This window comes from Nocardia sp. NPDC001965 (genome assembly GCF_053594175.1).
The window spans coordinates 55313-73377 of the sequence record NZ_JBSFDZ010000006.1 but is presented as its reverse complement, the minus strand read 5'-3'; the positions used below and the strand labels follow the sequence as shown (position 1 = coordinate 73377).

At 67.6% G+C, this 18065-nt stretch carries 19 protein-coding genes; 7 read left to right on the top strand and 12 right to left on the bottom strand.

Annotated elements, in window-relative coordinates:
• The 5 genes from ACWCPQ_RS12015 to ACWCPQ_RS11995 all read right to left on the bottom strand — a co-directional run bounded on the left by ACWCPQ_RS12015 (window position 1) and on the right by ACWCPQ_RS11995 (window position 3500).
• Window positions 1-927 (bottom strand): CopD family protein, encoded by a 927-nt coding sequence (locus ACWCPQ_RS12015; RefSeq protein WP_449897503.1) that lies wholly within the window; start codon window positions 925-927, stop codon window positions 1-3.
• Complete coding sequence (locus tag ACWCPQ_RS12010) at window positions 924-1478, bottom strand: copper resistance CopC family protein (RefSeq protein WP_449897501.1); 555 nt, start codon at window positions 1476-1478, stop codon at window positions 924-926. Before ACWCPQ_RS12010 ends, ACWCPQ_RS12015 begins: the two co-directional genes overlap by 4 nt.
• Window positions 1475-2128, bottom strand: coding sequence for a YcnI family copper-binding membrane protein (locus ACWCPQ_RS12005; RefSeq protein ID WP_449897499.1), 654 nt, complete (start codon window positions 2126-2128; stop codon window positions 1475-1477). Before ACWCPQ_RS12005 ends, ACWCPQ_RS12010 begins: the two co-directional genes overlap by 4 nt.
• Complete coding sequence (locus tag ACWCPQ_RS12000; RefSeq protein WP_449897497.1) at window positions 2089-2709, bottom strand: hypothetical protein; 621 nt, start codon at window positions 2707-2709, stop codon at window positions 2089-2091. The genes ACWCPQ_RS12005 and ACWCPQ_RS12000 overlap by 40 nt, the downstream gene beginning before the upstream one ends.
• A 146-nt stretch (window positions 2710-2855) precedes the next feature.
• Window positions 2856-3500 (bottom strand): DUF6474 family protein, encoded by a 645-nt coding sequence (locus ACWCPQ_RS11995; protein ID WP_449897494.1) that lies wholly within the window; start codon window positions 3498-3500, stop codon window positions 2856-2858.
• Window positions 3501-3765: 265 nt separating this feature from the next.
• Between ACWCPQ_RS11995 and ACWCPQ_RS11990 the strand changes: the two genes are divergently transcribed.
• The 3 genes from ACWCPQ_RS11990 (at window position 3766) to ACWCPQ_RS11980 (ending at window position 8299) form a co-directional block, all read left to right on the top strand.
• Window positions 3766-5454: a TM0106 family RecB-like putative nuclease gene (locus ACWCPQ_RS11990; protein ID WP_449897869.1), complete on the top strand. Its 1689-nt coding sequence runs from the start codon at window positions 3766-3768 to the stop codon at window positions 5452-5454.
• A gap of 15 nt (window positions 5455-5469) precedes the next feature.
• The gene (htpG, locus tag ACWCPQ_RS11985) at window positions 5470-7428 is read left to right on the top strand and encodes a molecular chaperone HtpG (protein ID WP_449897492.1); all 1959 of its coding nucleotides are present in this window, start codon (window positions 5470-5472) and stop codon (window positions 7426-7428) included.
• Window positions 7429-7744: 316 nt separating this feature from the next.
• Complete coding sequence (locus ACWCPQ_RS11980) at window positions 7745-8299, top strand: hypothetical protein (RefSeq protein WP_449897490.1); 555 nt, start codon at window positions 7745-7747, stop codon at window positions 8297-8299.
• Between the two features lie 68 nt (window positions 8300-8367).
• On the opposite strand, the gene ACWCPQ_RS11975 is transcribed toward ACWCPQ_RS11980, so the two are convergent.
• The 5 genes from ACWCPQ_RS11975 to ACWCPQ_RS11955 all read right to left on the bottom strand — a co-directional run bounded on the left by ACWCPQ_RS11975 (window position 8368) and on the right by ACWCPQ_RS11955 (window position 12879).
• Complete coding sequence (locus ACWCPQ_RS11975; protein WP_449897488.1) at window positions 8368-9135, bottom strand: SDR family NAD(P)-dependent oxidoreductase; 768 nt, start codon at window positions 9133-9135, stop codon at window positions 8368-8370.
• A 179-nt stretch (window positions 9136-9314) separates the two neighbouring features.
• On the bottom strand, window positions 9315-10058 hold the full coding sequence (locus ACWCPQ_RS11970; RefSeq protein ID WP_449897486.1) for a TMEM165/GDT1 family protein: 744 nt from the start codon (window positions 10056-10058) through the stop codon (window positions 9315-9317).
• A gap of 546 nt (window positions 10059-10604) precedes the next feature.
• A complete protein-coding gene (locus ACWCPQ_RS11965) occupies window positions 10605-11132 on the bottom strand; it encodes a peptidase (protein ID WP_327148925.1) in 528 nt (175 codons plus the stop codon).
• 183 nt (window positions 11133-11315) lie between these two features.
• Window positions 11316-11939: a superoxide dismutase gene (locus ACWCPQ_RS11960; protein ID WP_449897483.1), complete on the bottom strand. Its 624-nt coding sequence runs from the start codon at window positions 11937-11939 to the stop codon at window positions 11316-11318.
• 301 nt (window positions 11940-12240) lie between these two features.
• Window positions 12241-12879, bottom strand: coding sequence for a hypothetical protein (locus ACWCPQ_RS11955; protein WP_449897482.1), 639 nt, complete (start codon window positions 12877-12879; stop codon window positions 12241-12243).
• A gap of 491 nt (window positions 12880-13370) precedes the next feature.
• Between ACWCPQ_RS11955 and ACWCPQ_RS11950 the strand changes: the two genes are divergently transcribed.
• The 4 genes from ACWCPQ_RS11950 (at window position 13371) to ACWCPQ_RS11935 (ending at window position 16558) form a co-directional block, all read left to right on the top strand.
• A complete protein-coding gene (locus ACWCPQ_RS11950; protein ID WP_449897480.1) occupies window positions 13371-13733 on the top strand; it encodes a rhodanese-like domain-containing protein in 363 nt (120 codons plus the stop codon).
• Window positions 13734-13814: 81 nt separating this feature from the next.
• On the top strand, window positions 13815-14804 hold the full coding sequence (locus ACWCPQ_RS11945) for a DUF4328 domain-containing protein (protein ID WP_449897478.1): 990 nt from the start codon (window positions 13815-13817) through the stop codon (window positions 14802-14804).
• Window positions 14801-15586 (top strand): glycerophosphodiester phosphodiesterase, encoded by a 786-nt coding sequence (locus ACWCPQ_RS11940; protein WP_449897475.1) that lies wholly within the window; start codon window positions 14801-14803, stop codon window positions 15584-15586. The genes ACWCPQ_RS11945 and ACWCPQ_RS11940 overlap by 4 nt, the downstream gene beginning before the upstream one ends.
• Window positions 15587-15637: 51 nt before the next feature.
• Window positions 15638-16558 carry a DUF5926 family protein gene (locus tag ACWCPQ_RS11935; protein ID WP_449897473.1) on the top strand — a complete coding sequence of 307 codons (921 nt, stop codon included), beginning with the start codon at window positions 15638-15640 and terminating at the stop codon, window positions 16556-16558.
• Window positions 16559-16831: 273 nt separating this feature from the next.
• Here ACWCPQ_RS11935 and ACWCPQ_RS11930 read toward each other — a convergent pair whose 3' ends face one another.
• Complete coding sequence (locus ACWCPQ_RS11930; RefSeq protein ID WP_449897471.1) at window positions 16832-17383, bottom strand: ferritin; 552 nt, start codon at window positions 17381-17383, stop codon at window positions 16832-16834.
• 92 nt (window positions 17384-17475) lie between these two features.
• Complete coding sequence (locus tag ACWCPQ_RS11925; protein ID WP_449897469.1) at window positions 17476-18030, bottom strand: ferritin; 555 nt, start codon at window positions 18028-18030, stop codon at window positions 17476-17478.
• Between the last annotated feature and the right edge of the window lie 35 nt (window positions 18031-18065).

Below are 18065 nucleotides of genomic sequence, written 5' to 3'. Positions count from 1 at the left end.
CTATCCGGTGACGGCCAGCGAGGCCGCCAGCCCGAACACCACCGCCATCACCGAAACCTCCAGCACCGCGCGCCGCAGTGACGCCTCCGCGGAGATCCGGTGCGCGGCCGCCGCCACCACCCAGCTCCGGCGCCACCACCAGCCCAGTACCAGCAGGACTACGAGCAGGACCGATTTGGCCAGCATGATCCGCCCGTAGCCGGTGGTGAAGAACGGGGTGATCCCGCCCAGGCGCACCAGGCCGTTGAGCACCCCGGTCAGCGCCACCGCCGCGATCATGGGCAGTGCCACCGAGGAGTACCTGGGTAGCGCGTCCGCCCAGCCGCGGCGCCCGCGGACCACCAGCCCCAGCGCCAGCAGCAGGCCCAGCCAGGTCGACGCCGCCAGGGCGTGCACCCCCGCCAGCACCGACCCGGCCGGCTGCTGAGACATATGGCCCGTGATCGGGCGCAGCGTCACGCAGACGGCCGCGAAGACCAGCACCAGATCGGCCGAACGCTGACCTGGCGACCGGAAGGCGACGGCGGCGTACACCGCGATCGCGGCGGTCGCCAGCAGGATGGCCAGGCCGATCTGGCCGGCGCTGATCCGGAGCAGGTAGGTCCCGAAATCGGCCGGACTCAGCGCCGTCACGCCCGAGCCGACCACTTCGCCGGCGGCGAAGACCAGCGTCGCGAATTCGAGGCAGCACCAGAGCCCCGCCAGGGCCGCGAGCATCCGCCACGGCACCTCGATCCGTTCGGCCAGCCGGGGCAGCACGGTGATACCCAGAACGGCCGCGCCGGCGATATCGGCGCAGAACCGTACGATCGAAGCCGCCGGAACACCGCCGAGCGCCCAGGCCAGCAGTACCCCGAGCAGGCCCGCCGGGATCACGAGTCCGAGCGTGATCCGATCGTCGGTTCCGCTCGGGACGCCGTTTCTCACCGCCGTTTCTCACCCTTGCCCAGGTTCGAGCCGAACAGCGCGAACGCGAGGCCGCCGCCGAAGAGCACGATCGCCCCGACGATGTACACCCACACGGGTATGCCGCCGCCCGAGCCGCCGTTCCCGCCCTGCGCATCCGCCGCCGGACCCGGGGTACCGTTCCCGGCCTTGCTCAACGTGAAACTGCGCTCACCGTTGACGACGTGACCGTCGGCCGAGGTGACGCGGAAGGCCATCCGGTATTCACCGGCCGGGCCGAGCTCGCCGACCTCGACACTCAGGTTGCGCCCGTCGACGACCGGCTCTCCGCGGGACCAGAGGTTCCCGTCCGGGCCCACCACGGTCATGGCCGGGAAGCTCGGTTGCAGGGGTTCGTTGAAGGTTACGGTGGCCTGCTGCGGCCCGACCTCCACGGTCGCGCCGTCGGCCGGGTCGCTGCTCACAACCGCGGAGTGGGCGGCGGCCGGACCGGCCGCGGCGCCGAGGGTCAGCATGAGCAGGGTGGCGACCAGCGCGAAGCGCCGGCCCCACCTGGTCGTCCGATGGATCATCGCCGGCTCCGGATCACCGCGCCGACTCCCGCGCCCAGCCCCACTGCGCCGAGCGCCAGACCGATACCGCCGAGCCAGCGTGCCGTGGTGTCGCTACCCGAGTCGGCAGGTGCCGCGGCCGCTTCGTCCCCGTGCGCACCGTGACCGGCTTCCACGCCGGTCAGGGTGACGACAGGTGCGGGATGTTCCACCGAATCGTGGTCGCCGGACTCGTTCCAGCGCACGACGGTGCCGTCGCTGTAGGTCTGCTCGGCCGGGAAGGTGACCGAATCGGCTTCCGGGAACGGCCCGAGCGATACAGCGAAACGCTGGAACTCACCCGGCCGGATACCCGGGTTGCCCGGATTCGCGGTCCAGGTGACCGCGGTGATCTGGTCGTTGCCGTTGCGGTCGATCTTCGCGGTCCAGCCGGGGACCGGCTCGGTGCGAGCGGTGGAGAATTCCGGAACGGTGACCCGTACCGAGGTGGTGGCGGCGGTATCCGATTCGGTCGGCACCGTGAAGGTGGCGACGGTGCCGTGCCCGGGTTCGGCATCGGGTGCGGAAACACTCACGTGGGCGGCGGCGGTACCGGCTCCGGCCAGTACGAACCCCGCGGCGAAGGTCGCGGTCAGACCCCGGCGCAGGACGGGGGAGATCCCGTGGGACATGTGTTGGAAGCTTTCTCTCCGAGGGAAACAGGGATGCGGGGGCCGGTACGCGCGGGTGGCGCGCGTGGACCCGACGCTCCGTTCGGAGAGCGGTGGGCCGCGACCGCGACGATCGCGGCGCTGAGGACCCGGGGTGTACCGGGTGTCGGGGGCAGTGGTTCGAGCAGCGCCCGGACCACCGAGGACGCGGCTCGATAGAGCCGTTCGGCGCCGGTGAGCACCAGCGCACAGCCTGTCACGGCGATCAGGTGGGCGGTGATCATTGCCCAGGAAGACAGCGCGTCACCGGTGGCGGTGTCGTGATGGCCGGCGAGTGCGGTGAGCGCCCAGTGCCCGGCGAGCTGCCCGGTCGCGAGGAGAACTCCGACGGCGCGGCCCGATGCCGCCCACCGGCCGGTTTCGCCGATGATCGACCCGGCGGCAGCCCCGGTCACCAGCGCTGTGATCAGCAGTAACGCCGCACCGGCGGAGGTGGGGTAACCGCCACCCGCGGCGCCGTGCGCGGCGATGGCCAGCGCTGCGGTCGTCGCGCCCACCACGCAGCCCCGCAGCAGTGCGGGGGTCGGGTAGGTGCTGGGCATCGCGGGCTTTCGGATTCGCCGACCGGACCGGGCCCGGCGGGTCGGAGCGTGAGCAGGGCAGTGTCCATCGTCGCCGACCCGGCCGTGGCCCCCGCATCCGGGCCGGATATCCGGGGAGGCAGTGGCCGATCGGTACCGGGCGGCGGTCAGGCGACGCCGAGGCGGGCGAGTACGTCCGCCTCGATCCGGGACAGTTCCGTGGTGATGGAGGCGAACACCGAGCGCCGCCGTCCGGCGGGCATCTGGTCGGCGGTGCGCACGGCGGCGGTGAGGGCGTCGAGCCGGTTGCGGGCGTCGGCGACGAACTGCTGGGTGTCCTTGTCCTTACCGGCCTTCCCGGCCGCGATCTTGTCCAGCGCGGCTTCGGTATTGCCGATCCGGGCCTGTAGCCGGCCGCCGTGCCCGGCGTAGTCGCCGAGCTGGTTCACCCCGACGCCGAGCTGCGCGGCTCGCCGGGCGTCGAGCTGTCCGCGCACATAGGTGGCGCCGCGGTAGGCGAGCGGAGCGAGCACCGGAACCAGTACCCGTGCCACGCCGAGGTATTTCTTGATCTGGCCGGGGCTGAACGGATCCCGCTCGGCCCGCGCGGCCGTTTTGAGGGCGGCCTTCTCCTCGGCCTGCAGAGCAGCTACCTGTGCGTCGGCGACCTTGCGCAGGGAACGGGCTTCGGCGCGTTGCCGTTTCCGATCGTTCTTCGCGGCGAGTTTGGCCTCCACCGCGGCCTTGTGCTTGAGAGCCTTGGCCTCGGCCCGCCGACTCGGCCGCCGTTTGCGCTTGGTGAACAACCCCATCGAAGGCCCTCCGTAATGCTGGTTCGCTACGGCGATACGACACGGAAAACCGCACCGTCCACCCGTGTCACACGGTTCGCCGACACCCTATCGGGTTCCCGGCCGAACCGGCGAGAGACGCTGTCGGTACCGGTGCGGCGATATCGTTCCCGGATGCTCGATTGGGTGGACTGTCGGGGGCAGGGACCATACTGCTTGCGTGCAACCGGGCAGTGTCGACAGCGAAGACCCCTCCGACGCCGAGAGCGAGCGGCGGGAGTCTCCCGTGCCGTCCGGGCGGACAACGGCCGGTACGGACCGGCCCGCGTACCTCGACGCCCGAGGCCTGATCGGGTGTCGGCATCGGCTCGGGCTCGATGCCGCGCATCCCGAACAGCTCACCGAGGTACGTGAGGACACCGGGGTCCAGCAGCGGCGGGCCGCGGCCCAGGCCCATCGCGAACGGGTGCGCGACACTCTGGTGGCGGCCGACCCCGGCAGCTGGGTGGTCATCGACCCGTCACTGTCGGCGAGTGCCCGCGCCGCGGCCACCCTGCGTGCCTGCGCGGCCGGGGCCGCCCGGATCTGGGGCGGGCTGCTGCCCCTGGAGCCCGAGTCCGGTCGTCGCGGTGGCGCCGAGATCCTGCTGCGCGATGTACGCAACGGCGGCTACATCCCCGTCATCGTCGTCAATCACAAGGTCACCGACCCCCGCCGCCCCGAACCGGCCGAGTTCCATCCACTCACCTCCGATCTGTTCGACTGGCACCCCGTTCCCGACCGGGCCCGCAAACTCCGCCAGCAGCCCCGTGACCAGCAGCGACTGGCCCATGTGTACCGAATGCTGGAACACCACGGCCTGGCCCCGGCGACGGCCCTCGGCGGTGTCATCGGGTTCCATTTCGACCGGATCCTGGTCCACGATCTGAACACCGTTCTCCCCGACTACGACAGCCGTTTCGCCGACCGGATCGCGGTGGTCCGCGGGCAGGTGGACACCGTGCCCTCGAAGGTGCCGGAATGCCGTCAGTGCATCTGGTGGACCCGGGGCGCGGAAGGCGGTTGCCAGGCCTGGCTGAACGATCACCGCGATGTGAGCGTGGTGGCGCCGGGTTCACGTGCCGAGGTGTTGCGCGGGCACGGGGTCACGACCATCGACGAACTCGCCGCGTGGTCGGGACCCGAACCCGAGGACTGGCAACACGGCCCGTTCGAGGAAACCGTGGTCACCGCGCGGGCCTGGCTGGTCCGGGCGCCGCTGGTACGCCGGTTCGACCGGGTCTGGGTCCGCCGGGCCGATGTCGAGGTCGACGTCGATCTGGAGAGCTATCAGGAGGACGGCGCCTACCTGTGGGGCACTCTGCTCGACGGGCGTTACCGTGCGTTCGTCACCTGGGATCCGCTGCCCACCGAGGATGAGGGCCGCTCCTTCGGCGAATTCTGGACATGGTTGATGGAGATCAGGGCGCAGGCCCTGACGGCCGGGAAGACCTTCGCGGCCTACTGCTACTCACGCAGCGCCGAGGACAAATGGCTCTACGAGTCGGCACGGCGCTTCGCCGGGCGCCCCGGCGTGCCGACCGAGAAACAGGTCACCGAGTTCGTCGATTCCATCCAGTGGGTCGATATGTTCCAGGCCGTCACCGATCAGTTCATCTGCCCCAGCGGCAAAGGGCTCAAGAAGATCGCCCCCGTGGCCGGCTTCGCCTGGCGCGATCCCGAGGCCGGGGGAGAGGCATCGATGAGCTGGTATCGGCGGGCGGTCGGCTACGACGCCGAACCCGATCTCACCCAGCGCACGCGGCTGCTGGAGTACAACGAGGACGATGTCCGGGCCACCGCGGTGCTGCGCGAATGGATGAATCCCCGGATACCCCGGGAGCACAGTGCGGAACGTGAGGTGCCCGCGTTGAGCGATTTCGCGGCGGCCCCCGGAACACCGCCCGACCTGTGGACGAGCCCCGCACAGGCTTGATTATCATTGGCCACCGTGACTGAGCACGTCGAACAACTCGAGTTCCAGGCCGAGACCCATCAGCTGCTCGAACTGATGATCCACTCGGTCTACTCCAACAAAGACACGTTCCTGCGGGAGCTGATCTCGAACGCTTCCGACGCGCTGGACAAGCTGCGGCTGGAGTCCTATCGGGACAAGGATCTGCATGTCGATACCGACGACCTGCACATCGAGCTGGAGGTCGACAAGGACCAGCGGATCCTCACCGTCCGGGACAACGGCATCGGCATGTCGCGTGCCGAAGTAGTGGACCTGATCGGAACCCTGGCCAAATCCGGAACCGCCGAGGTCCGCCGGAAACTGAACGAGTCGAAGTCCGAGGCCGCGACCGAGGAACTGATCGGCCAGTTCGGTATCGGCTTCTACTCGACATTCATGGTCGCCGACAAGGTGGTGCTCACCAGCCGCCGGGCGGGCGAGACCACCGGGACGCGCTGGGAATCCGCCGCCGGTTCGGGCACCTACACCATCGAAACTCTCGACGAGGCGCCACAGGGCACCGCCGTCACGCTGCATCTGAAGCCGGCGGACCCCGAGGATCATCTCTTCGACTACACCCAGGAGCACAAGCTCCGCGAAATCGTGAAGAAGTACTCCGATTTCATCGCCTGGCCGATCCGGATGCAGGTGGAGCGCACCGTCACCGAGGGCGAGGGTGACGAGAAGGAGGAGAAGACCGTCGTCGAGGAGCAGACGCTCAACTCGATGAAGGCCCTCTGGACCCGCCCGCGCAGCGAGGTGTCCGATGAGGAGTACCAGGAGTTCTACAAACACGTCAGCCACGCCTGGGACGAGCCGCTCGAGATCATCCCGCTCAAGGCCGAGGGAACTTTCGAGTACCAGGCGCTGCTGTTCCTGCCTTCGCAGGCGCCGTTCGATCTGTTCACCCGTGAACACAAGCGCGGTGTCCAGCTCTACGTGAAGCGCGTGTTCATCATGGACAACTGCGAAGAGCTCATGCCGGAGTATCTGCGTTTCGTCAAAGGTGTGGTGGACGCGCAGGATCTCTCGCTCAATGTTTCCCGCGAGATCCTGCAGCAGGACCGGCAGATCCAGATGATCCGTAAACGTCTGGTCAAGAAGGTGCTGAGCAACGTCAAAGACCTGCAGCGCGCCGAGGACCAGACGAAATACCGTACTTTCTGGCAGGAATTCGGCCGGGTCCTCAAGGAGGGCCTGCTCTCCGATTTCGACAACCAGAAGACCCTCCTGGAGGTGTCGTCCTTCGCTTCGACCCATTCCGAGACCGAGGCGACCACGCTGGCCGAGTACGTCGAGCGGATGCCGGAAGGTCAGGACGGTATCTACTACATGACCGGGGAATCCCGGGATCAGGTGGAGCGGTCGCCGCATCTGGAGGCGTTCCGTGCCAAGGGCCGTGAGGTGCTGATCCTCACCGACCCGGTCGACGAGATGTGGGTCGGGCAGGTGCCGGAGTTCGACGGCAAACCGTTCCAGTCGATCGCCAAGGGCGAGGTCGATCTGGAGACCGAGGAGGAGAAGAAGGAATCCGAGGCCCTGCGCGAACAGCAGGACAAGGATTTCGCCGAGGTGCTGACCTGGCTGGGTAAAGCCCTGGCGGACAGTGTCAAAGAGGTGCGGCTCAGCTCCCGGCTGACCAGCTCACCGGTCTGCCTGGTGGGCGATGTCTTCGATATGACCCCGATGCTGGAACGGATGTACCGGGCCTCGGGTCAGGAATTGCCGCAGTTCAAGCGGATTCTGGAACTCAACCCCACCCACCCGCTGGTGACGGGTCTGCGCGACGCCTACGACAGTCGCAAAGAAGACGCGGATGCGGGCAAGGTTCCCGAGCTCACCGAAACCGCCGAACTCCTGTACGGCACGGCGGTGCTGGCCGAGGGTGGGGAGCTGAAGGATCCGGCGAAGTTCGCCCAGATCCTCGCCGACCGGCTGACGCGTACCCTGTGATCGAGACGGAGGCCGTGCCACGTCGCACGGCCTCCGCATCGTAGGCCGGCGAACGGCTGGTCCGGCTCACCCGCGGTATCGCGCTACCGCCTATCTCGGGGTCGGCCACCGGTAGCGCTTGCGGTACAACCGATTTCGCGCGTTCGGTGAGCTGTGTGGAGTGGCCGGTCGGGCTCGTCGCCCGGATCGCGTTGCGCGTCTTGCGATCTGGCCGCAGGCGTCCGAATCCCTCTCACCTGCGGTTTGTAAAAATATCGGGGAGTGTCAACGATAGATCGTCCGGAATGCGAACTGTGTTCCGGACAGGAGATCGATTATGTCGACCACTACCGCGCCGCGCCGCGGCCTACGTAACTCATTGCTTCGGGCCGCGTTGCTCGGCGCGCTGATCGCCGCACCCGCCCTGGTGGCTGTACCAGCGTCGGCGGAGCCGGCTTCCGGTCCGATCACGACGCATTTCGCTCCTGTCTCCGGGGACTACGACACCTTCGGCTACGACCACGACGGTTACGACAAGGACGGCTACGACAGGTTCGGGCGCGACCGCGGCGGCTATGACAAGGACGGGTTCAATCATTCCGGCTACGACCGCGACGGCTACGACGAGGACGGGCTCGACTTTTTCGGGCGTGATCGCGGCGGCTACGACGAGAACGGGCTCGACAGTTTCGGGCGCGACCGGGCCGGGTACGACCGTCACGGCTACGACCGGTGGGGTTACGATCGCCGCGGTTTCGATCGCGAGGGCTACACACGCGCGGGCTGCCGTGTCGACGGCAACGACCGGGAGTCGGCAGACCGTGCGGTCTGCGACGCGTGGCGGGCCCGCCTGGCCGACCGGCAGCGCCCGCCGACCGGCAGCGCCGGCTGACCCGCACCCGGAACGCGAACGCCCGCCGCCCCGGATTTCCGGGACGGCGGGCGTCGTCGTATAGCGGATTACCGCGGCGCCATGCGCAGCGCGCCGTCCATCCGGATGGTCTCGCCGTTGAGGTAGTCGTGCTCGACGATGTACTGCGAGAGCTGCGCGTACTCGTCGGGCCGACCCAGCCGGGACGGGAACGGAACCCCGGCCTCCAGGCCTTGGCGGTATTCCTCGGTGACACCGGCCAGCATCGGGGTGTCGATGATGCCGGGGGCGATGGTGTTGACGCGGATACCGAACTGCGCGAGGTCACGCGCGGCCGGGACGGTCATCCCGTGCACGCCGCCCTTGGAGGCCGAGTACGCGATCTGGCCGATCTGGCCCTCGAACGCCGCCACGGAGGCGGTGTTGATGACGACACCGCGCTGCCCGGCCTCGTCCACGGTGTCGGTCTTGGCGATGGCGTCGGCGGCCAGGCGCATCACGTTGAAGGTGCCGAGCAGGTTGACGGTGATGACCGTGCGGAACAGCTCCAGATCGTGCGGGCCGTTCTTGGACAGGATGCGACCGGCCCAGCCGACACCGGCACAGTTGACGACGATACGCAGCGGCGTGCCCGATTCGACCACCTTGGCGACGGCGGCGGCGACTTCTTCGTGGCTGGTGACATCAGCGGCGATCAGAGTGACCCCGTCGGGCACATTGTCGCCGGCGCGCTCGATCGACTGCGGTACGTCGAGCCCGAAGACGGTGGCGCCCAGATCGGCGAAACGCTTGGCGGTGGCGGCGCCCAGACCGGACGCGCCCCCGGTGACGATGGCGGCGGAACCCGAAATCTCCACGATGGTCCTCTCGTTCGTGACAAGCCAGTTGGCCTAACGTCAATTGCACCTTAACGGGTGCAGTTGGGCGGAGCCCATCCGCAGTCCGCGCACGGCCGGAGCGGAGGCGCAGGTACGCCTAACCGGTGGGTAGAGGGCGGTCGTGGACGGTCCCCTTGCGCTCGACAGCGAAATCGTACTCAGCGAAGGCCCTCGCTTCGCGGCTCCGGAATCTCGGTGGCAGCGGCCCCGGTCGGGGGCCGATTCGCCGTGGTGCGGCGGGTCCGCAGCAGCCAGAGTGTGAGAGCCGCCACAGCAGGTACCAGGAGTGCGATACCGGCCGCGCCGGCGAGTCCGAGGGCCGGGAACGCGGTATCGATACCGGTGAGCGCGCCGATGAACAGGAACAGCAATCCGGATCCGAAGCCGATGGCGCGTTCGGGCAGGTGCTTGCCCACCAGGATGCCCGCGCCGATCGCCAGGGCGTCGGCGGCGACCATTCCGATCGTCGAACCGAGCCAGACCGCTGCCCAGTTGTTGTCGGTGGCCAGCGCGGCGGTGGCGAACATGGTGCGATCGCCGAGTTCGGCCAGGAGGAACGCGGAGAGTACGACGAAGAAGGGCGCGGTGGTGGCGAAGCGCGACGGCGCGGGTTCCGCGTCCTCATCGGCCCCGTCGGTGACCAGTTCGCGCAGTGTCCACAGACCCACCGCGAGGAAGGTCAGAGCTGCTACCGCGGCGATGGCGGTGGTCGGCAGGGCCGAGCCCAGGAAGTGGCCGATCGCGACCGAGATGACATGGACCGCGGCCGTGGCGGTCGCGATCCCACCCAGCACCACCCACCAGCGGTAGCGCAGGGCGAAGGTGAGGGCCATGAGTTGGGACTTGTCACCGAGTTCGGCCAAGAAAACGATGCCGATGGCGAGCCCGACGGTGGCGATCATCTGACGAGTGCTCCCGATCCTGCGGCCGGATACGGATTCGCCTCCGGCCGACAACGAAACTGCTGTTCGGCCGAAGGTCTCGCCCACCGGAAGGACCGGTTCACGCGACCGGACCCACCGATGAACGGTGAGTCAGTATGTCGACCGCGTGATTGGGGGCTACTCCCCTTCGCTGCTGGCAACCTTACCGCAGCCGGGCCGGTGCCAGCAATAAGTGTGTTCCGAAAAACGTTTCAAGACAGCGAGTTTGGGCCAGCGACCATAAGATTAAGGCTACCCTCGAAACGCTTTCGGGGTGGACCGGAACGAACTGTTGGCATCTGCTCGGCAAACGATGGGGGCGCCGGAAACCTCCCGATACAGGCCGGTTTTCGCAATGCCTTCGGACGGCCTCGCGCCGGTCGCCGTGCATCGCGCGGTTCGGTGATTCCAGCCGGAGAGACCGGGAAATGCCGACCGCTCGGCACCCGTCGCCGGGCATGGGCGAGTGCGAGAATTCGCTGCTCGAGGTCGCCGGCCCGGGCGGGTCGCGGCCGGGCGCAGGTCTCAGGCGGCCAGCAGCATGGCCAGTACGGCAGTGTCCGGGTCGCTGATCGGATCGAGACCGACCCGGCTGACCAGCGAGGTGACGGTACCGTCGGCCTCCGCCTCGGCCCAGGCCGCGCGGTGTTCGAGTCCGAGATGCGGGATCCCCGGTAGCAGGATGCACCCGGAGGCGGCGCCGGTGCACTCCGGTAGCGAGGGATTGGTCTCCGCGGGGGGATGGAGCATGAACAGGGCCGGTGGGATGTGCTCGGCGAAGCGGCCGGGCCGGACGCCGTCCTCGCCGAGAACCGGGCCTTCGGCGATCACCAGGCCGACCGTATCCGGTTCCGGCTGGTCGGGCAGTTCCTCGCGGACCCCGAAGACGGTGGAGGTGGTCAGCAGCCCGGGCATGGATGCCACCCGCACGGCCAGCACCAGGAGCTGCGTCCATTCCTTGGTGGTGTCGGGCCAGCGCCCGGAGATGACGAACCCGCGCAGCGTGCCACCGGCGTGGAACGGTGTGACGCCGATCGGACTGTTGCTGCGCATGATGCCTCCCGTGCTTTACCGGGGGCGGCTTTGCCCGTCCTCGAACTCTGTGAAAGACGAGGATCGCGCACAAGTCATCTGGCACACAAGTACCAGAGAGTGCCAATTCGGGCAGAAGAGACGAAAAACCCGCGGACACGAGGTCCGCGGGTCCGTCGCGATAGGCGATCGCGCAGTCGGCGCTCAGCCGAAGATGAGGCCCTTCGCCTGGCTGGTCGCCTTGGCGAAACGCTCCTGGACGTCGGCCCAGTTGACCACGTTCCAGAAGGCCTTCACATAGTCGGCCTTGACGTTCTTGTACTGCAGGTAGAAGGCGTGCTCCCACATATCGACCTGCAGCAGCGGAATGATGCCGAGCGGCACATTCGCCTGCTGGTCGTACAGCTGGAAGGTCAACAGCTTCTGGCCCAGGGTGTCGTAACCGAGCACCGCCCAGCCCGAACCCTGCAAGCCGTTGGCGGCAGCGGTGAACTGCGCCCGGAACTTGTCGAAGGAGCCGAACTGATCGTCGATGGCGGCGGCCAGTTCGCCGGTCGGCTTGTCGCCGCCGTTGGGGGAGAGGTTCTTCCACCAGATGGAGTGGTTGACATGGCCACCGAGGTGGAAGGCGAGGTTCTTCTCGTTCAAGAAGATGGCGCCGTGATCACCGGCTTCGCGTGCCGCTTCGAGCTTCTCCACCGCGGTGTTCACCCCGGCCACGTAGGTGGCGTGGTGCTTCGAGTGATGAATCTCGTTGATCTGCCCGGAGATATGCGGCTCCAGGGCGCCGTAGTCGTAGTCCAGATCTGGCAGCGTGTACTCAGCCACGAATGTCCCTTCCTTGTCGGGTCGAGTGCGTCCTGTGCGGGATGCTCCCGACCATTCGTACACCCGATCGGTCCAACTCGCCCCGACGCCCCACCATTCCACATCGGTCCGTAACCGACCATCCGAGATCCCCTCGGCACCCGCTACCGGGGCCACCGGGATCGGGCTCTGACCGGGAGGACGGTCGATTTCGACCTCTTTCCCCGGCCGCTCACCCCCGCCAACCGTTATCCGGTCGCTGCCGCGGTGGTATCCGGCCGACACCTCGACGGACACCACCGGACAGTTCCGGTGCGGACAGCTACAGCGGTGGCGCGATACCGGGGTGGGTGGCCCGGGGGTCGCCCTTGTCGTGTGCGTCCCACCAGCGTTGGGACCCGGAGACCAGCTCCGGCAGTGGGATGGGTTTTCCGCCGGTGGTCTGCGCGGTGACCGTGTCGAACCACACCCGGATATCGAGCTCCCGGGGGTCGATGCCCTCCTCTTGGGAGAATTCCAGCACGTGCCGGGCGATCCTGGTGTCGATGGCGGTATCGAAACTGAGCAGTTCGCTCCACAGCGCCCAGCTGCTGTCGTCCAGGTCGACGAATTCCCAGCCGTGCAGGTGGCTACCGCCGAAACTCGCGACCGCGGCGGGGAGCCCCGGCAGGTCCAGCGGCAGGATCCGCGGTTCCAGATCGTCCCAGCGCTGTATGCGCAACGATGCGGCAATCCGGGTGACCCCCTGGAAGATCAGCCGCACCCGTCGGCAACTACTGCCGGCCTCCTGTCCGTTTTCCGATATGCCGGATATTTGCTCCGGAAGGCTCAGTATCTCTAGTTCGAGCTCCAGGCTCTTGGCCTCGGAATCGACTTCCAATCCCAGACAACCGGCCTCCGACAGTGCCCTGTCGAGGCCGGTCGCGTCCAATCCGTCGAGTAACCCCCTGGTCGATGTCATGGCGCCAGATTACCGAGGTCAGTGGCCGGATCAGCGGATTTTGCCGATTTCCGGTTCCGGCGGAACCGATTCGGTGGGTGCCGCGTCCAATTCGATATCGGGTCACGCAACGGCGCGTGACCCGATCGAGTGGCCGGACGGCCGCTCCGGGATTTTTGGAGGGGAGTACCGGATCGGTCGTACGGTTACCCATTACCGCAGGTCAGCCCGCATGCGGGTGAGCGTCCGACCTGCTGGTGCGCTGAATGATAGCTGATACCAGCAGATTACGTGGTGGGTTATGCGTATAACTCATGAAAAATCGCCGATATCGCCGGTGTGGCGGAGGGGGTCGACGCGCGCGGATTCCACTCGGCGAATCTGCCGCATCGTCGGGCGTGTCGGTGTCGGTAGCGGCGAGTCCGTGGGGTCCGGGGCGGGAGTTCCCGGCCGAGCGCCCGGTCCCACGAGAGCCGGGCAGCCGCCGAGGTGGTTATGGCAGGATCAATGAGGTGACGAGCTTCGGAGTCCCGTCGGTACCGGTCGAGGCCGTACCCACTGAATTCGACCATCCGCCCGGGGAGGCGGCTGCCGCCGTCCTGCTCGATGTGCGCGAAGACGACGAATGGCAGCTCGGCCACGCACCCGGCGCTGTACATATTCCGCTCGCCGATGTGCCCGCCCGCTACGGCGAACTGGACCCGGACGCCGACCTCTATGTGGTGTGCAGGCAGGGCGGACGTTCGTTCGAGGCCGTGCGGTTCCTCGCGAACGTCGGATACGAAGCGGTGAACGTGGTGGGCGGGATGGTGGCCTGGCAACAGACCGGCCGTCCACTGGCCGCCGAGGGTGACGAACCCGCCAAGATCTACTGACGAAAAGCGAGGTGCGCGGTGAGTACGGTGGTGCAGCCATGTGCCCGCTGCGGTACACGCTGGGCGGTGCAGGGTCCGCCGATGCACTGGTGCCCGCGTTGCCGCGGCGTACTGCTCTCGCCGGGGCCGATCGACGCCCCGCCCGAACGCCGTAACTACCGCTGGGTCGCGCGTCGGCCCGGCCGGCCCGAGCGCTCCGGCGGCTCGCAGAACGGGCGCCGCGACGCCGGGACCCCCAAGTACTCGGAGATCCCGCGCTGGGGCCTGCAGGACAGGCCCGTGCCGGACAGCGAATCGGAGCGGCACCGGGCCCGCCCGCTGAGCACACTCACCCGCTGGACCCACTCCGCCCTCTTCGCCACCGCCGTTCTGTTCGGAGTGGCCGCGCTCGCCGAGACCGGCCGCTACCTGATCCTGTTGCGCAACCGCACCCGTCTCATCGAACCGCCGCTGCTGTGGTTCTCCGACGCTCTGGTGAACACCGCGGCGCTGTTCGCGCTGATCATGGCGCTCGTTGCCGCTGTCGCGACGCTCGGGTGGCTCATCGAAGCACGCCGGGTGGTTTTCGCGGCGGCCGATCGCAGCGACCCCCGCTCGCCGCGCATGCTCGCGCTGGGATGCCTGATTCCGGTGGTCAATCTGATCTGGCCGGGGGTGTTCCTCACCGAGGTGGTTTCCGGACGTACCGACCCCCGGGCTCGTACCGCGGTGCGCATCTGGTGGGCGGCCTGGGTGTTCGGCGGACTGGTCACCGTGGCGGCGTTGTACTGGCGGACCGCGGAGTCGCTGCAGGCGAAGGCCGACGGTGTGCTCTTCACCGCATTCGCCGATGCCGTGGCGGCCGCTGTCGCGGTGCTGACCCTCTGGGTCGTGCGCACGATCGAGGGCCGGGACCTGCGCGGACGCAGCCGGCTGGCTCGGCGCTGGGTGATCGCCGTCGACCCGGCGACGCCGTTGATCGAACCGGTGCACCCCGGGCCGACCGCTACGGTGAGCACCGCGGCGGACGCCGACAGCGCCGATTCCCCCGACGGCGCCGATCGAGCCCCACAGGAGGTTGTGGCCAAGTGAGCGAGGGCAGTGACCAATCGGTCCAGGGCGGCCGCGCGCCGTTCGTGGTCGCGCACCGGGGTGCGTCGGCGGCGCGTCCCGAACACACCCTGGCGGCGTACGAACTAGCCCTGGAAGAGGGCGCCGACGGCGTGGAGTGCGATGTCCGCCTCACCCGGGACGGCCATCTGGTGTGTGTCCACGACCGGACCGTGGATCGGACCTCGTCCGGTAGCGGCCTGGTCAGCGAGCTGACGCTGGCCGAGTTGAAGGATCTCGACTTCGGCGACGGCGCCGGGTCAGGTGTCCTCACCCTGAGCGAGCTGATCGGCCTCGTACTCGACTGGCGCAGCCGGCCGACGAAACTGTTCATCGAGACCAAACATCCCGTTCGATACGGCTCCCTGGTGGAGAGCAAGGTGCTGGCCGAGTTGCAGCGCTTCGGGATCGCCACACCGGCGTCGGCGGCCCATTCCCGCGCCGTGGTGATGTCGTTCGCCGCCACCGCGGTCTGGCGGATCCGTCGTGCCGCGCCCCTGCTGCCCACGGTGCTGCTGGGTGAGTCGTCGCGCTATCTGGGTGGCAGCGCGGCCACGACGGTCGGAGCGACAGCGGTCGGCCCCTCGGTGAAAACGCTGCGCGACCATCCCGATCTGGTCGACAAGGCGGCGGCCGCCGGCCGGGCGACATACTGCTGGACGGTCGACGAACCCGACGATATGCAGCTGTGCGCGGATCTCGGCGTCAGCTGGGTGGCTACCAACCATCCGGGCCGCGCGAAAGCCGTGCTGGCCAACAGCTGAAACGTGTGGCCTGCGGCTGATCCGGTGCGGTGCCGTGTAGTTTGACCAGCCGTGGGTAAGAGCAAACGCAATAGTCCGAAACCCGGCGGCAACCGGGCTCAGCGTCTGGCCGAACGCCGGGCGGCGTTGCAGGAGGCCGAGCATGCCGTCGCCCGGCCCTTCCAGGGCCTGGCGGCCGAATGCGATCTGGTCGCGCTGCGCGAGTTCGTGCCGTCGGCGACCGTCGAACTGAAGCTGGCCGACGGCGTGGCCGCCGAGCGGACCGTGGTGCTGGCAACCGTTCTGCCCGGCGCCGTTTCCGCGTTGGTGCGGGCCGGGGATTCGCCCACCGGATACGTCGGTGTGCAGGTGCAGGCGCCGAGCGCGGATCCGGCCGCGGATATCGCCGCGTCCATCCTGTGGACCCAATCGGCCGAGCCGGGTGATTCGCTGGCCGTGGCGCACGCCGCGCCCGGCAGCCCCACGCTGACCGATGTCCTGGCGGCCGACGCACCGCTCGAGTTGACCGTGCACCAGGATTTCGATTGGTGGGTTCCCGAAGGGGTGCAGCCGGATCCGCAGATCGCGGCGACCATCGAACAGGCGAAGCAGGCGATCATGCCGTCGGATCGGCTGGACCTCGGACCGGACGCCATCGGGGCCGCGTGGTGGGTCGATGCCGGAGACAAGGCGCATCTGCGCTGGGTCCGCCCGGAGTCCGAAGACGATCTGATGCTGGCGCTGGCTCGGCTACACGCCGCCGGCGGGCTGAATCTCGGTGAGGGATCGCGTTTCGCGGGTTCCTTCCGCACGCACGGGTTGCTCGTCCCGGTGTTCGATCTCGACCCGGAACGGCATGTCAGCGAATGGCGTTCTCCGGCAGCGGAGTTCGGGACCAGGCTGGCCGAAGCGCTGGCGGTGGACACTCCGTTGACGCCGGAGCAGCGGCGCTCTCGGGACGGTCTCCGGTCACGGCAGGTCACGCTCCGCTGAATAAACCGGAATATTTTTAGAAAAACTCTTTTTTCCGACGGCGATCTCGGCTAGGTTTCAGAGGTCGCCGTTTCTGGAACCCCCCGGCGACACACACGTCAGCCGACACAACGACCCGGCGCCGGCTGACGTAACGGAGCATCGGCCGCCCGACCTCGGCGCAGTGGGCCGGGACGGCCGATGCTCCAATCAATCATCACCCGGGGCCGCCGTCGTCCCGCCCGGTTCCGTGCTCACGGAACTCATCGGCGGACAGACGCGGGCCGTTACCTCTCAGACACTGCCTCCGGCGGCCGACGGCGCACCCGAAACCTTCGTCGGGTCGGTGCTGATCTCCCGGGCGATGAACTCTTCGAGATCGAACAGGTTCGACCCCGCGCGGTCGGCGACGGTCAGCAGAGTCGTCATCTTCGCGACTTCCTCCACCTGCTCCTTGAGGAACCACTGCATGAACTGCTCGCCCAGATAGTCGCCCTCTTCGCGGGCGGTGCTGGCGAGCTGGACGATCTGATCGGTGACCGTCTTCTCCTGATCGAGAGCCATGGCGATCGGCTCCCGGGCATTCTCGAACTGCGACTTCGCCGCATCGATGCCGGAGATATCGACACTGATGTCCCGATCCAGGAAGTACTGGACGATCATCATCGCGTGGTTACGTTCCTCCACGGCCTGCGAGTAGAAGAGCTTCGCGAGACGCGGCAGATCCGCATTGTCGTACCACACCGCGATGGCGATGTACTGGTGCTCGGCATTGAACTCGTGCCGAATTTGATCGTGCAGCAATCCGTGGAATTTGCTGCGAGGGCTCTCCGGATGATTGGACATGCCTTGACATTAACGCCGAAAAGTGGCGCTGTCATGCAAGTGCATCCTTAATGAGGATAGTGTTGCCTTATCGAATAGAGGATAGTGTTGCCTTATCGATTGCGGCCCGTTCCAGCCATTTTCGGGACGGAGTGGTTCACTTCGGGTACCGCCGAACGCAGTTCCCGGGCCACGAACTCCTCGACGTCGAACAGGTTTCCGGCCGAACGATCCACCACCGCCAACAGGGTGGACATACCGGCCACATCCTGCTGCTGGCATTCGAGCAGCCAGCTCACGAATTGCTCCCCGAGCGGATCACTCCATTCCCGGGCCAACCGCGCGAGTTCGGTCACCTGATCGGTCAGCGTCTCCTCCCTGGCCAGCAGGAAAGCTATTGCCGTACGCGGTGATTCGAAAGTCTGCCGGACTTCCTCCAGGCCTCCGATGGTGATATCCAGATCCCGATCGATCAGATACTGCACAATTCGCAACGCATGCCCGCGATGCTGTTCCGACCGCAGATAACAATGACCGGCCAATTGCGGTAACCGTTGAATATCGAAGTACACCGCGGCGGCCAGATACTGCTGCGAGGCGGTGAGTCCGTGCCGGACCTGCGCGCGCAGCTGGGCGATGAAGGGCTGAGCCAGATCGCTGTCGTGCATGTGATCGACGTTACTGTATTTTCTGCGTCGCCTCC